Consider the following 14,158-nt stretch of genomic DNA (forward strand, 5'->3'; position numbering starts at 1 on the left):
CGGCACCTTGGCTTTGGCGCGCAGCACTTCCCAGGAGTCCAGCAGACGTTTTTGCTTCAGTGGCCGCCGCTGGGGCTGAATGTCTTCGAACGGCGGCGGGTAGGCCTTGCCGCCTCAACCGTCGCCGCCGAACAGATCCCGTGTGTAGACCTTGTGCGCGACGTCCTCGAGGTCGGGGTGCCGCCGGTTGGCGAGGATCACGTCTGATTGTGCCTTGAACGCCGCGAGGTCGCGCACCACCGGGGACTGGAAGAAGTGCTCGCCCTCGTAGGTCGGCTCGTACACGATGACAGGCACGCCCTTGGCCTTGAGGCGCTTCATCACCCCCTGGATGGCGGAGGCGCGGAAGTTGTCCGACCCCTGCTTCATCACCAGCCGGTACACGCCCACCGTGGGCACGCGCCCGACCCGCGCGGCGCTGCCATCGGCGGTGAGCACCTGCAAGCGCCGCAGCACGTCGTCGGCGATGAAGTCCTTGCGCGTGGCGTTGGCAGAGACGATGGCGGCAATGAGGTTTTGCGGCACGTCGCGGTAGTTGGCCAGCAGCTGCTTGGTGTCCTTGGGCAGGCAGTAGCCGCCGTAGCCAAAGCTTGGGTTGTTGTAGCCCGCGCCGATGCGCGGGTCGAGGCACACGCCCTCGATGATCTGGCGCGTGTCCAGCCCGTGCGTGGCGGCGTAGGTGTCGAGTTCGTTGAAGAAGGCCACGCGCATCGCCAGATACGTGTTGGCAAAGAGCTTGATCGCCTCGGCCTCGGTCGGGTCGGTCAGCAGCACGGGCACGTCCGCGCGGTGCGCACCCTGACGCAGCAGCTCGGCCACGAGCGCGCCGCGCTCCCCACGGTCGCCCACCACGATGCGGCTCGGGCGCAGGTTGTCGGCGAGCGCCTGCCCCTCGCGCAGGAACTCGGGGGAGAAGACGATGCGATCCGTCCCGTGCTGCTGCCGCAGCCGCGCAGTGAAGCCCACCGGCACGGTGGATTTGATGACGAGGGTGCTGCTGGGGTGCGCGGCGAGCGCTTGCGCGACGACCGCCTCGACGCTCGTGGTGTCGAAGGCGTTCGTGGTGGGGTCGTAGTCGGTGGGGGTGGCGATGAAGACGACGTCGGCGCTGGCGAGTGCTGCCGCCGCGTCGGTGGTGGCGCCGAGCTGCAAGTCACCCCGCTGCAGGAACTCGCTCGCCAGCGCATCGACCACGGGGCTCTGACGCGCCTGTAACGCCGCCACGCGCCGCGGGTTGATGTCCACCACCGTCACCGGTTGGTGCTGGGCCAGCAGCAGCGCGTTGGCCACGCCCACAAAGCCCGCGCCGACGACGGCGATGCGCAGGGGCGGGGTGGGGTGGATGGTCGTTGTCATGGATGCGTGGGGCGCGGCGCGCGGTGAAGCAGTGATCCAGAGGCGGTGGTGCAGAGGGCAGAGCGGCGGCTATCGTCCGAATGGCGGTCCTCGTCCACGTGGCGGGGGGGTGAAACGTCGCCACACAGGGGCCCGTCGGCGTCGCGAAGTATAGGCACCCCGCTGGCTACAATCGGCCGCGTCTGAGATAGCCCGCTGATGGTGGGGATCGTCCTCCCTCTGTGTGACAACCGTCCGCGGGGACGGCACCCGTCGCCCCTTTCTTTGAGCCCGCGCATGTCCGATTCCACCGCCCCGTTGCCGTCTTTTCCGTCGCCTGCGGACGACGCCATCGACGTTTCGGTGGTGATCCCGGTGTACCACGAGGTGGACAACCTGCGTGAGCTGGTCGAGCGGGTGGAGGCGGCGCTGCGGCCGACGCGCTGGGCGTTCGAGCTGATCTGTGTGGACGATGGCTCACGCGACGGCAGCGTGGCGCTGCTGGCGGAGCTGGCGGGCAGCCGCCCGTGGCTGCGGCCGGTGGCGCTGGCGCGCAACTATGGGCAGTCCACCGCGCTGCAGGCGGGGTTCGAGCGCGCGCGCGGGCGCTACATCGTGACGCTCGATGGCGACCTGCAAAACGATCCGCTGGACATCCCGGCGATGATCGAGCGCCTGGAGACAGACCCGACGGTGGACATGATTTCCGGCTGGCGGCATCAGCGGCAGGACAAGGCGCTGTCGCGGCGGTTGCCCTCGGTGCTCGCGAACCGGCTGATCTCCTGGGCCACCGGCGTGCGGCTGCGCGACTACGGTTGCGCGCTCAAGGCGTACCGGCGCGAGATCATCGAGCGCATCCACCTCTACGGCGAGCTGCACCGCTTCATTCCGTCGCTCGCGCGGGAGGCGGGCGCCCACATCGTCGAGGTGCCGGTGCGGCACCACGCGCGCACACGCGGCCAGTCGAAGTACGGCATCGACCGCACGTTTCGCGTCATCCTCGACCTGGTGCTGATCGTCTTTTTCCTGCGCTACCGGCAGCGGCCGCTGCACGCCTTCGGGGGCCTGGGCCTGTGGCTGCTCACACCAGGGGCGTTGGTGCTGGCGTATCTGTTCGCGCTCAAGCTGACGGGGGAGGACATCGGATCGCGGCCGCTGCTGATCGTCGGGGTGATGGCGGTGCTGATGGGGGCGCAGTTGATCGTCGCGGGTCTGATCGGTGAGCTGTTGATCCGCATCTACCACGAGGGTGCAGCGCGACCGCAGTACCACACGCGCGTGCTGCCCAGCGCCGGGGACGCGTCCACGCGCCGATGAGCGCCGCAGCGCCGCACGGGGCGAGGAGACGGGCGCGCTGGTGGCGGCCCGCGTTGGCGCTGGGCCTGCTCGCGGCCGTGCTGGTCTGGGTTGATCCCGGGCGGGTGGGCGCGGTGCTGGCCCGTCTCGACCCGTGGTGGTGGGGCGCCGGTCTGCTCAGCAGCACGGCGGCCAACGTGCTGTCGGCGTGGCGCTGGCGCGATGGCGCGGCGTGGTTGGGCTACAGCGTGCCGTGGCGGTGGGCGTTCGTCACATACTTTCGCGGCGTTGCGGCCAACGTGGTGATGCCGGGCGCTGTCGTCGGGGGTGACGTGTTGCGCGCGTGGGGCCTGCACCGGCGCGGCGTGCCGGTGCTGGAGGCCGGGGTCTCCGTCGTGCTCGACCGCCTCAGCGGCCTGTGGGGGTTGGTGATCCTGGGGGCGGTCGTCTGGGGGCTGGGCTGGATCGGCGGCGTTCCCCTGCCATGGGAGGGGGCGCTGGCGCGGTGGCTGGGCCTGTCGCCGGCGTGGCTGGGGGGCGCGGCTTGGTGCGCTGCTGTGTTGGCCGTTGCAGTGCCCGCCGCGGCACTGGCGATCACCCCGTGGCTCGCGGCGCGGCGGGCGGGGTGGGGGAGCTCGCCGTGGCGCTGGTGGCTGACGCTGGCGCAGCACGCGCCGTGGCGCCACGGCGCGCGGCAGTTGATCGGGTCGCTGGCGGTGCAGGCGGCATCCGTGACGACGCTGTACTGCGCGGCTTACGCGGTGGGCGCGCCGTTGCCGTGGGCGACGCTCGCGATCGCGGCGGTGCCCGTGTTCGTCTTTGCGACGCTGCCGGTGGGCTTCGGCGGCTGGGGCACGCGCGAGGCCGCGGCGGTGCTCGTCCTCGCTCCGGCGGGGACGGAGGCGTCACACGCGGCGGCCATCGCGGTGCTGTACGGGCTATACCCGATCGCACAGTCGGCCCTGGCCCTGTGGCCTATGGGTTCGTCCGCAGCCGATCGCCCACCCGCACCGCCGACATCCGCGCCGCACCGCTGATCCACGGTGCGATGTCGGTGCGGCGCCGACGTCGGGTTTACTGCACCTTGGCCTTGGCGCGCAGCGCTTCCTGGAACTCCGCCAGGCGCTTTTGCTGCAGTTGCTGCTGCAGTTGGGGCTTGACGTCCTCGAAGGGCGGCAGTTGGGCCTTGCGGGTGTCGTCGAGGCGGATCACGTGCCAGCCGAAGGGCGACTTCACCGGGGTCGAGGTGACCTCGCCCTTGCCCAGTTTGACCATTGCCTCCGAGAACTCCGGTACGAACATGTCCGGGGTCGCCCAGTCCAGATCGCCGCCGTTGGCGCCGGATCCGGGGTCCTTGGAGCGTTGCTTGGCCAGCTCTTCGAAGCGCGCGCCCTTGCCGAGCTCGGCAATGATCGCCTTGGCTTCGTCTTCCGAGCCGACGAGGATGTGGCGCGCGCGGTATTCCTGGCCCATCGACGCGGCGATGCGGTCGTATTCGGCCTTCAGGTCGGCGTCGGTCACGGGGTGGCGGCGCTGCTCGTCGGCAAAGAGCTCACGGATCAGCACCGTCTGCGTGGCGAGTTCCAGCTGCGCCTTGACCTCGGGCGAGGCGCGCAGCCCGCGCCGTTCGGCCTCCTGCATGAAGATCTCGCGCAGGATGGCCTCTTCGCGCAGCTGCTGGCGCACCGCGTCGTCCACGGGACGGCCAGAACGCGCCACCTGCTGCTCCAGCGCCTTCAGGCGGGCGGTCGGGACGGGTTTGCCGTTGACGATGGCGATATTTTGGGCGAGTGCCGGGGCGGCGAGGCCGAGGGTCAGGCACGTGGCGGTGGCCACGCGCGTCAGAAAGCGGTTCATGGGAAACAGGTACTCAACGAAACGGGAAAAGGGAAGGACCACGACGGTTCGCCGTGGCGCACGGCGGCGGTGCGAACTCAGGCAGGCAGCACCTCCAGCGCCAAGGCGTGCAGCCCGGCGGCGAACGCGGGGCGCAACGCATCATACACAAGCCGGTGGGCGGCCACGCGGGGCAGGCCGGCGAGCGCGGGTGCCGCGATGCGCACGCGAAAGTGTGTGCCGTGCCCGAGCCCGTTGGCGCCGGCGTGGCCGGCATGCGCGGCGCTCTCGTCGATCACCTCCAGCCGGGTCGGCGCCAGCGCCTCGCGCAGCAGCTGCTCGATCCCCTCGGCGGTCGGCCAGCCGTGGTGGGCCATCATGGCGTGTCATCCTTCAAGTGGCGGGCGACGTAGACCCCCTGCCCGACGAGGAACAGCACTGGGAATACGTATCCCCAGAGCTTGAAGTCGACCCACGCGTCGGTGGAGAAATAGGCCGCGACGTAGCCGTTGAGCACGGCCATGAACAGGCAATACCCGATCCACGCCTGGGTGAGCCGTGCCCACACCGGGGGCGGCAGCCGCAGCTGGCTGCCCAGCAGCAGCTGCAGCACGTTCTTTTTCCAGCCCCAGAGGGCGGCCGCCAGCGCCAGCGCCATCGCGCCGTAGAGCACCGTCGGCTTCCATTTGATGAAGCGTTCGTCCTGCAGCACGAGGGTCAGCGCGCCGAACACGAGCACGAGCGCAAGCGTCGCCTTCTGCACCGTCTGCAGCCGGCGGTCGATCGCGTAGATCAACCCCATCTGTAGGACGGTCGCGGCCATCAGCACCGCGGTGGCCGCGTAAATGCCGTGCCACTGGTACGCGACGAAGAAGAGGACGATCGGGAAAAAATCGATCAAAAGGCGCATGCCGCGATTATCGGGGGAGCGCGGATTCAGCGGGGCTGCCACTGCAGCGCGGCGGAGTTCATGCAGTAGCGCAGACCCGTCGGCGGTGGCCCGTCGTCGAAGACGTGGCCCAGGTGGGCGCCGCAGCCGGCGCACAGCGTTTCGGTGCGGATCATGCCGTGGCTGCGGTCCACGCGTTCGACGATGGCGCCGGGGCGTGCGCGCCAGAAGCTCGGCCAGCCGCAACCCGCGTCGAATTTGGTGTCGCTGTCGAACAGGTGGGCGCCGCAGGCGACGCAGTGGTAGCGGCCGGGCTGCCACCACGCCTCGTAGCGGCCGGTGAAGGGGTGCTCGGTTGCGGCGCGGCGCGTGACCTCGAAGGCCAGCGGCTCCGCTTCGCCGCGGGCGATCTTGTCCGCGAGCAGCGCCCGCCACTCGTGGTCGGTTTTCTGCACGGGAAAGTCGGTGTCGTTCATGAGGAGCAGCTCAGGTGCAGTTGGGCGGCCCAATCGGGCGGAAAGTCGGTGAGCGCGGGGTCGTCCGGTTCGTCGAACGGGTGCAGCACGGCGTGCAGCAGGTCCGCCACCCCACCCATGTCGAGCGCCTGTGCGCGCTGGATGGCGAGCTGCGCGAGGTGGTTGCGCAGCACGACCCGCGGGTTGGCGGCGCGCTGGCGCGCGATCACCGCGTCGGGGCCGTCGTCGCGGCGCGCGCGCTCGCGCCAGTCGCGCGCCCACGCATCGAACGCGTCGCGCTGCAGGAACAGGTCGCGCACCGGCCGCAGGGCCAGGGCCGCGACCTCGGGTTGTGCCGACAGCGCCCCAGCGGCCACGGCGTCGGTGAGCCGCCGCCAGAAGATCGGGTAGTCCACGCGATCGGCGTCCATCAGGCGCAGCAGCGCCTCCTGCCGCTCGTCGTCGCCCGGTTCGGGGGTGCCGAGGCCGAGTTTGGCGTTCATGCGCCGGCGCAGCGCGCCAAGGAACGTGTCCCGGTACGGCCGCAGCGCCGCGTGTGCCTGTTCGGCGTCGTCGAGCAGCGGCAGCAGCGCCTGCGCCAGGCAGTGCAGGTTCCAGTACGCGATCTGGGGTTGGCGCGCGTAAGCGTAGCGCCCGGTGTGATCGGAGTGGTTGCAGATGTGGCGCGCGTCGAACGCATCCAGGAACTGGTAGGGCCCGTAGTCGAGCGTGAGCCCGAGGATGCTCATGTTGTCCGTGTTCATCACGCCGTGGCAAAAACCGACGGCCTGCCACGCGGCCAGCAGCGTGGCGGTGCGCCGGGTCACGGCTTCCAGCAGGCGGGCGTAGGGGTTGGCGCAGCCGTCCGTGCCCCACGGTGGAGGCGGGCCGTCGAGTGCCTCGTCGTGCCATGGCGGGGTGTCGGCGGGGCCGTGCGCGTGCCGGCAGTCGGGGTAGAAATGGTCGATCACGAAGTCGGCCAGACCGCGCAGCGCATCCCACGCGCCAACGCTGGCGAAGTGCTCGAAATGCCCGAAGCGCACGAAGCTCGGCGCCAGCCGCGTCACCACGGCAGCGGTCTCCACCGTCTCCCGGTACACCGGCGCGGGCGAGCCGATGACGCACAGCGCCCGCGTCGTCGGGATGCCCAGTGCGTGCATCGCCTCGCTGGCGAGGAATTCGCGGATCGAGCTGCGCAGCACGGCGCGCCCATCGCCCATACGCGAGTAGGGCGTGCGGCCGCTGCCCTTGAGCTGCACCTCCCATATCTCCCCAGGGCCGGCGCGTTCACCCAGCAGCAGCGCGCGCCCGTCGCCGAGCTGCCCGGCCCAGACGCCGAACTGGTGCCCGCTGTACACGGTCGCGATCGGGGCGGCGCCCGGGAGGTCCGTGTTGCCGGTCAGCGCGTGCAGGTGGTGCGCGTCCGCCCACGCACCCTCCAGGCCCAGCGCCGCGGCCGCCGCGGGGCTGATGCCGACCCAATACGGCTCGGGCAGCGGCTGCGCGCGCACGCGGCGGTAAAACGCGTCGCCCAGCGCGGCGTAGCGCGCGGGCTGTAGCGTCAGTGCATCGGCGAGGGTGTCCATGCGCCGATTGTCCGGCGCACGAGGCAACCTTGCCGGGCGCGGGGACTCAGGTGCGCGGGGCCAGCAGGGTGTCGAGCGCGTCGGGCTGCAGCACCTCGATGCGGCTGAAGTCGATGGCGATCCAGCCCTGGGCCTCGAACGCCTTGAGCACGCGGTTGGTGGTCTGCCGCGACAGCCCCGCCAGATGGCCCAGGTCCTCCTGCGACAGTGTGATTCTGCGCACGCCCGAGCGGCAGAACATCGACAGGTACTGCGCGACGCGTTCCTCCGGCGAGCGCAGGCGGCCCGCCTCGATGGCGGTCATCGCCTGACCGAGCCGCAGGTTGAGCCGTGCGACCAGAAAGTGGTTGAACGGCAGGCTCGTGCGGTGCAGGTGCTGGAAATGCGCGAGCGGCATGCCCACCAGGGTCGTGTCGCGCACCGCCAGCACGTCATAGCGCCACTGGCCACCGTTGAGGACGGACCCCTCGCCGAACCAGTCCCCCGCGGGCACGCTCAGGAAAGCCGAGATGCGGCCATCGGGCGCGGCGGTCTGCAGCTTGGCCATGCCGGCCAGCACGCCCCACCACGCATCGACCGGCGTGCCGCGCCGGATCAGCAACTCGCCGCGCGGGGCGCGGTGCAATAGCATCGATTCCACCAAGGTTTGGCGATGCGGCGGTGCCAATTCGACAAACCAGGACTGTTGTGACAAAAAAACCCGAATAGGGTGGCGGCTATCGATGGTCATGATGCAAGAAAGACTTTTCATTCAGAGAGTGTTATCAGCTACAAGTGGTCAACCCGCGCAGTATGCTGACCACGGAAAGTTAAACTCGACTCAGCAAATCGTTACTCTCGCTTTAGGTCTTTGTTAGATTGAATTAGGGTTTTGTTTGTATTGATTTGATAGCGCAGTGTGGTGCATGCATAAAATCAGAATGCCCTGCATTATACCCGAATTCGTTTATGGGTAGGCAATAGCGCCTATGGTATTTGAGACCATAGTAATGCGTCGTCCCTGAAAAATTCATTTTCACGCCGCCCTTAGCCGCAGCTGGGCAGGGTTGGCGCCACTGGACTCGGTTGGCCGCCGCTGGGCGAGCCACCGGCCGATGAGGCGCACGGCCGCAATGAGGCGCAAAAAAGCTCGCCTCAAGAAGGGCACGCCCTTCTTCGTGATCATGCGCAGCAGCCAGCGGATGTTGTAGCCCGCCGCGCACAGCACCGCGTGCAGCCGGTCACCCTGCTCGCCCTTGAGGTGGCACCTGTCCATGCGGTGATCCTGCTTCAAGTGCCCGATGACCGGCTCGATGGCCTGGCGGCGCTTGAGCAGCTTGCGCTCCTGCTGCGTGAGGCGCTTGATCTTGCCGCGGTGCACCAGGCGCACATCCGCAATGTCGGCTTCCACCCCGCGGTAGCCCAGATCGGCAAACGCTGTGCTGGGCTTGATGCCAGTGTCCTGCATCAGGATCGTGGCCTGCTCCAGCTGCGCTTGCAGCGTGTGCCCGTCGTAGGGGTTGCCATGGAAGGCCCGGGCTGCGACGATGAGGCTGTGCTTCAGGGTGCTGGCAATGCCGACCTTGACGCCGAACTCGTAAGGGCAGCGGGCCTTGCCCTTGTTGATGCACTCCACCTCCGGCGCGTGCCAGGCGTAGAGCTTTCGAGTCCCGTCGGCGGTCTTTCGGTTGGCAGTCTGCGCCACCAGACGCGCCGCCTTGTTGAGGGTGTGGCCAAGAGCACTCTGGATGGCCTGCCCCAGGCGGCTGGCCTTGCGCTCGATCTCGCGCTGCAGCCTGGCCACGATCGTGCGCTGGCGCTTGATGACCCGGCGCATGCGCGCAAACTGCCGCGCGTGCGCATAGCGTCCTGCCTTGCGGGCCAGCTCCTTGCCTTCCTTGGCAAAGGTCTGCTTCAAGGCGATGCCGGCGGCCTTGGCCGCCTCCACCAGCTTGGTGCGTGCCGTCTCCAGCAGCCGGCTGTCGGTGGGGTGCGCCACCGCCTTGGGTTGTACGGTGGTGTCCACCACCACGCGCTTGAGTTCCTGCGGCTTGATGAGTCCGGTTTCCACCGCCACGTTGATGGTCTGCGCCAAGAGTTCTTCCACGCCTTCTTCGCCCAGCAGCCGGCGAAACTTCACCAGCGTCGTGGCGTCGCACGGCCGGCGATGTTCAAAGTACGCCCGCCCCGAGAAGAACTGCCATGTGGGGGTTTCGCCCCAGCGCTCGACCACCCCTTCGTCCGACTCGTTGAAGGCGTGCTTCAGATACAGCAGCGCGATCATCACGCGCAGCGGCACGCGGGGTCGGCCTGCGTTGGACGCCCGAGCTGCGCGCACCGGAGATTCGCCAAAGAGGTCCAGATCGGGCATCGCGACACCTGCGCGCGCTTTGCGCATGAACAGGTGCGACAGCCTTGCTTCCAACTCCTGCCACGGCATGCGTGAGGACAACACCGCCAGCGGATGGCGCAGGTCGATCATCTGATCGAGCCGGGCGCGGAAGAAGTCCTCGGTGGCGGGGCAGGCAAACATCGCAAAACTCCCAGAAAACGGCGCATCAGACCATCAAATCTGGGGGAAATTGTACTCGCAAACAGACAATAACACAAGAAAAATCATGCTGTTATGAATATTTCAGGGGCGACTAATGCGTGTAGGGCGACAGAAATTTGTATGCGGTGCTCATTTAAATCTGTTGGTAATAATGACGTTGCCCTGTCTATTCTTGTGAGCAGGGTATTTCGGTGAATGCCTAGTATTGATGCTGATTTTGTCAGATTGCAGCCCTCTCTTAGAAAAATGTACAAGGACTTCTGTAGCTCTGGTGGTGCCGCTAACAGCTTGCCGAGCGTTGTGTTGATAAACTCTTTGGTAAAATCCATATTGTGAGCAAATGCTTCGATTAGTTGGGTGTCATAATATGTGGCGAACTTTGTCTTCGCGTTGAATTGCGTTAGTATGCGTTGAGTGGTCAGAGCGTCTTGATAAGATCGACGAAATCCATCTGGCCCTTGTCCTAAGGGGCCCAGGACCAGCCTTGCGGGGTAATGATGGGGCACCTTGCTTAACTGCTGAGCGGTGATCGGGTTTTTTAAGTTTAGCCAGAATACAATAGTGTCGTGCTCCATGGGGATAAAAATACTCTGGGCCGTAGAGATCTTGGTAATTATTTTTATTGTCATCTTCTCGAGTTCAGTTAATTGAACTTTGTCTTTGGGGGCCCATGCAATGCCGCACTGATGTGTTGAATTGATGTTGTAATTTAACTCTCTTGATGCAATATTTGCGTCGACAAAGCGATTGTCCAAAAGGTTTTTGATTAAATTATATTTGGCATCTTTCTTTGAGTGAGTTGCGCTCAATTTTTCTTTGTGGATAATATTTGTTAATTTATTTACAGAATTATCGAAGTAATAATTAATTGATTTTAGTAAAAATGTAATTGCCTCATTCGCAATTTCTTGACTGCATTTTTCTTGAAAGATTGTATTTATACAGAGTTTTATTGCTGTGTTTTGGTGTAGTCGACTGATTTCTATGAAAATTTCAGGTATATTTAAACTTGTGACCTCTTTTGCTATCTCTTCTGCGTCAGCTGTGATGAGTGGTTCGGGGAATTTGGTGGGATTCTTTATTGTTTGATGAGCCCAGTGCATTAGTTCTAGGCGAACACTTCTTTTTGTGGCCTCAATTATCGATGCATTTAGCGTTTTGCTGTAATGAGTTGCTAAGAAAAGGATGGAGTTGTCGAACTCTTTTAGCCACTCTGCTGGTAAGGATTGTGCAATTATTGCGGTGCGGCGTACAAGTTCTGTAGCAGGCTCGGATATTTGGTAGCGAGAGTTATCCATGACGTCGTGCTGGGGTCTATTAGTTGGGGTAAGAAATCGCTGGTGGGCTATTGCTAACCCTCCGGAGCAAGCCAAGATAGTTGTCGCCTGAATCATGCAACCAAACGATCCATGTTTTTGGGATGCACAGGGTCACGGTTAACGGCGTCGCGCTCAGGGTTAAGCGTCACCGGACTCGGACTGACTGACGTCCAGTCGCGTCTGTTGTCGGGCCAGCGCGCGGGGTGCCGCTCGCGGGCCTTGAGGTAGGTCTGGTGGCGCGCAGCCAGGACCGCGATGTCCTCCCCCGCATGTCGCTGCGCCCGCGTTACATAGCGCAGCGCGCTGTGGCGTTGCTCGAAGTTGTACCAGCGCACGAAGTCGGGTCTCCACTGGCGGGCATCTTCCAGGGTGGCGAACCCGCGCACCGGAAATTCGTGCTGCCGGTACTTGGTGGTCTCAAAGAGCAGCCCGACGAAGGCGTTGTTGTCGGAGACGCGCGGGCGCGGGTACGACGGCATGATCCCTAGCCAGTGGAGCATCGCCAGCACCGCGGTGGCCTTGATCGTCCCGCTGTTGTCGTCTTGGAGCACGGGCTTGTCAGCCATCGCATGGATGCCTTCAGTCAGCGCGGTGCGCTTGAGCGGACAGGCCGCCCGCTTGGCGTCGTCGAACTCGTGGATCTCACAAGCGACTATCATGCTGCTGAACAGATCCATGATCAGGTAAAGATACAACCTGCGCCCCTGAATCTGCTCAGGCAGATGGGTCATGTCCCAGCACCAGACCTGACCGGGCGCGTTGGCCACATGCGTGGTGGGCGTTCGCGTGGGTTGGGGCGCGCGCCCCCGGTGCGCATTCTGTCCATGCTCGTGCAGCACGCGCTGGAAGCACGATTCGCTGGCAATATAGGCCCCTTCGTCGGCCAGCGCGGGCACGAGGCGCGCGGGCGGCTGATCGGCAAAGCGCGGCTCGTTGGCCACGGTGAGGGTGCGCGCTCGTTCCTCGTCGGTGAGCGCATCGGTAGTCGTCGGCCGCTCGGGCCGAGGCCGGCGGTACCGGGCATGGAGGCCGCTGCCGGATTTCCAGGGTTGCAGGGTGCGCACGTTGATGCCGGTACTCTTGCATGCCAGAGGTTGGCGCGCGCCATCCTCAAGGTCGGCCAGCACCTGGGCGGCCGCGCCCCGCCATCGCTCGAGTTCCCGCTGATGCACGCCGTGCTCGCAGCCCCAAGTTCTCTCGCGGGCCTCGTCCATCAGAGCAGTCGCGAGCGCCGCCTTGAATCGGGCCGGCCTTGCCCCACGCCGCTCGCGAGCGGGCCGGCTCAGGGTATCCGCCTGCCACTGCTCGAGTGTGGTCGTTGAAATCCACGACACGCGTGACACTGTCTCCACCGATGCGCTTTGGGGCGGCCAGAGACGCGCCAACGCTCTGTCCTTGAATACGTGTCCGTATCTGGCCACTTCGTTCCTCCGTTATCGCTGTCTGGTTATCGGGCTTTATCAAGTGACAACCATTCTGACTCAAAGGTGAGCGCGTACCACTGAGCCAAGCGCGTCGACTCAACGGCCGCCACTGTCCATAAAGCCCAGAGCCACGGCCGCGTGTGGCGTTCCGTGGCAATAACCCTGTTGAGCTGCGCCCTGACGTTCTTCAAGTCGATCAACTTGCGTACGTTGTAGGTCATAGGTCGGGATGACATCGACTACTAGGCGTGTGCACAGCAAAAAGGCTCAGTACCCATGAGCTCGCGACAACGTGTGTTGTGTTCGCCGGATATTAAACACCAGCTGCGGCCTGAACACTAGATGTCACATCCCGGATGATCATATGGCCGTTTTTGGAACAGATGCGGGTGTGACGTGTACCACTGTTTCATGGCCTGCATGGGCGTGAGACCCTTGAGTGCGGCCTGGGGCAGCTGGTGGTTGTAAAGCCAAGCATAGCGCAGCAGGGTCTTCTCGAGATCCTCGCCGCTGATGAAGTGGTGGCTGCGCAGCACCTCCTCGATGCGGCCGTTGAAGCGCTCTACCATCCCGTTGGTCTGGGGGCGTCGCACGCGCGTGGTGCGGTGCTCGATGCCGAGTGCCTCGCACAGGCTCTCGAAGGCGTGGGTGGCACTGGGCTGCCCCAGCAGCCGTGCGGTGAACTCCTTGCCATTGTCTGTGAGGATCTTGTTGATCTTGATCGGGCACGCCGTGAGCAGCGACTTGAGGAAGGCGCGCGCGTTTCTCGCGCTCTTGGAGGCGTACAGGGCAATGAAGACCCAGCGCGTGGCACGGTCGATGGCCACAAAGAGGTAGCGCCGCCGCGTCTCATCGGCCATTTGCGGCAGGTACTTCACGTCGATATGAATGAAGCCCGGCTCGTAAGCGGCAAAGGGCTGATGTGCGGGTTTGGGCACCTGGGGCTTGAGGGATCGCAGCGACCCCACGCCGTGGCGTCGCAAGCAGCGATCCAGTCCCGAGCGCGACACGTCAGGACAGACGAACTCGCGCATGACCGACAGCAGATCATCCAGCGGCAGCAGCAGCGTCTTGCGCAGCTCCACTGCAATGGCCTCCTGCGCCGGGGTCATGGTGGTACGCAGCCGGTGCGGGGTGTGGGAGCGATCCAGAAAATCCTCGCGGCGCTTCCACTTGTACACCGTCATGAGCGAAACGCCGTAACGCTCAGCCAACACCGCAGCCGGCTCATCCGACAGCGCGATCTCGCGCCGTATGGCTGGCGTTGTACGCGCCAGGGCATGCAGCTTGATGTTCATGAGGGCATCTCCCGATGATGGTCGTCAACGCCTTGACCCGCTGCCCAGCAGCTCGCGCAGAACGCTTACCGCCAGCAGGTACGCATGGCGTGATGGCACTATCCAATCATCCGGGATGCGACAACTAGAGCGGACAATGCCAAGTAGTCGCCCCTGAAATATTCATAACAGCATGATTTTTCTTGTG

The 14,158-nt window shown here is 65.0% G+C and carries 13 protein-coding genes; 2 read left to right on the forward strand and 11 right to left on the reverse strand.

What is annotated here, in order from left to right:
* Window positions 1-114 precede the first annotated feature (114 nt).
* Entirely contained in the window at window positions 115-1,326 is a 1,212-nt protein-coding gene (locus LCC91_RS03875; RefSeq protein ID WP_043700085.1) for a nucleotide sugar dehydrogenase, read from the reverse strand.
* Window positions 1,327-1,632: 306 nt separating this feature from the next.
* On the opposite strand from LCC91_RS03875, the gene LCC91_RS03880 reads away from it, so the two are divergent.
* Both LCC91_RS03880 and LCC91_RS03885 read left to right on the forward strand, forming a co-directional pair.
* On the forward strand, window positions 1,633-2,652 hold the full coding sequence (locus LCC91_RS03880; RefSeq protein WP_052231490.1) for a glycosyltransferase family 2 protein: 1,020 nt from the start codon (window positions 1,633-1,635) through the stop codon (window positions 2,650-2,652).
* Window positions 2,649-3,668: a lysylphosphatidylglycerol synthase transmembrane domain-containing protein gene (locus tag LCC91_RS03885; protein WP_082007524.1), complete on the forward strand. Its 1,020-nt coding sequence runs from the start codon at window positions 2,649-2,651 to the stop codon at window positions 3,666-3,668. The genes LCC91_RS03880 and LCC91_RS03885 overlap by 4 nt, the downstream gene beginning before the upstream one ends.
* A 37-nt stretch (window positions 3,669-3,705) precedes the next feature.
* On the opposite strand, the gene LCC91_RS03890 is transcribed toward LCC91_RS03885, so the two are convergent.
* The 10 genes from LCC91_RS03890 to LCC91_RS03935 all read right to left on the reverse strand — a co-directional run bounded on the left by LCC91_RS03890 (window position 3,706) and on the right by LCC91_RS03935 (window position 13,971).
* Complete coding sequence (locus tag LCC91_RS03890; RefSeq protein WP_052231491.1) at window positions 3,706-4,488, reverse strand: peptidylprolyl isomerase; 783 nt, start codon at window positions 4,486-4,488, stop codon at window positions 3,706-3,708.
* A 77-nt stretch (window positions 4,489-4,565) separates the two neighbouring features.
* Entirely contained in the window at window positions 4,566-4,847 is a 282-nt protein-coding gene (locus tag LCC91_RS03895) for a BolA family protein (RefSeq protein ID WP_143898625.1), read from the reverse strand.
* Window positions 4,844-5,377 (reverse strand): septation protein A, encoded by a 534-nt coding sequence (locus LCC91_RS03900; RefSeq protein WP_058616327.1) that lies wholly within the window; start codon window positions 5,375-5,377, stop codon window positions 4,844-4,846. The genes LCC91_RS03895 and LCC91_RS03900 overlap by 4 nt, the downstream gene beginning before the upstream one ends.
* A 26-nt stretch (window positions 5,378-5,403) precedes the next feature.
* Entirely contained in the window at window positions 5,404-5,832 is a 429-nt protein-coding gene (msrB, locus tag LCC91_RS03905) for a peptide-methionine (R)-S-oxide reductase MsrB (RefSeq protein WP_058616326.1), read from the reverse strand.
* A complete protein-coding gene (locus LCC91_RS03910) occupies window positions 5,829-7,397 on the reverse strand; it encodes a protein adenylyltransferase SelO (protein ID WP_043700011.1) in 1,569 nt (522 codons plus the stop codon). The genes msrB and LCC91_RS03910 overlap by 4 nt, the downstream gene beginning before the upstream one ends.
* Before the next feature lie 46 nt (window positions 7,398-7,443).
* Window positions 7,444-8,028 (reverse strand): Crp/Fnr family transcriptional regulator, encoded by a 585-nt coding sequence (locus tag LCC91_RS03915; protein ID WP_224441013.1) that lies wholly within the window; start codon window positions 8,026-8,028, stop codon window positions 7,444-7,446.
* Between the two features lie 384 nt (window positions 8,029-8,412).
* Window positions 8,413-9,909 (reverse strand): IS5 family transposase, encoded by a 1,497-nt coding sequence (locus LCC91_RS03920; protein ID WP_224440884.1) that lies wholly within the window; start codon window positions 9,907-9,909, stop codon window positions 8,413-8,415.
* Between the two features lie 83 nt (window positions 9,910-9,992).
* Window positions 9,993-11,228, reverse strand: coding sequence for a PucR family transcriptional regulator (locus tag LCC91_RS03925; RefSeq protein ID WP_185974945.1), 1,236 nt, complete (start codon window positions 11,226-11,228; stop codon window positions 9,993-9,995).
* A gap of 92 nt (window positions 11,229-11,320) precedes the next feature.
* Window positions 11,321-12,670, reverse strand: a complete 1,350-nt coding sequence (locus LCC91_RS03930; protein ID WP_143898631.1) for a DDE-type integrase/transposase/recombinase — start codon at window positions 12,668-12,670, stop codon at window positions 11,321-11,323.
* Between the two features lie 341 nt (window positions 12,671-13,011).
* The gene (locus LCC91_RS03935) at window positions 13,012-13,971 is read right to left on the reverse strand and encodes an IS481 family transposase (protein WP_224441014.1); all 960 of its coding nucleotides are present in this window, start codon (window positions 13,969-13,971) and stop codon (window positions 13,012-13,014) included.
* Between the last annotated feature and the right edge of the window lie 187 nt (window positions 13,972-14,158).

Source organism: Tepidimonas taiwanensis (genome assembly GCF_020162115.1).
In the GTDB taxonomy this organism is placed as follows: domain Bacteria; phylum Pseudomonadota; class Gammaproteobacteria; order Burkholderiales; family Burkholderiaceae_C; genus Tepidimonas; species Tepidimonas taiwanensis.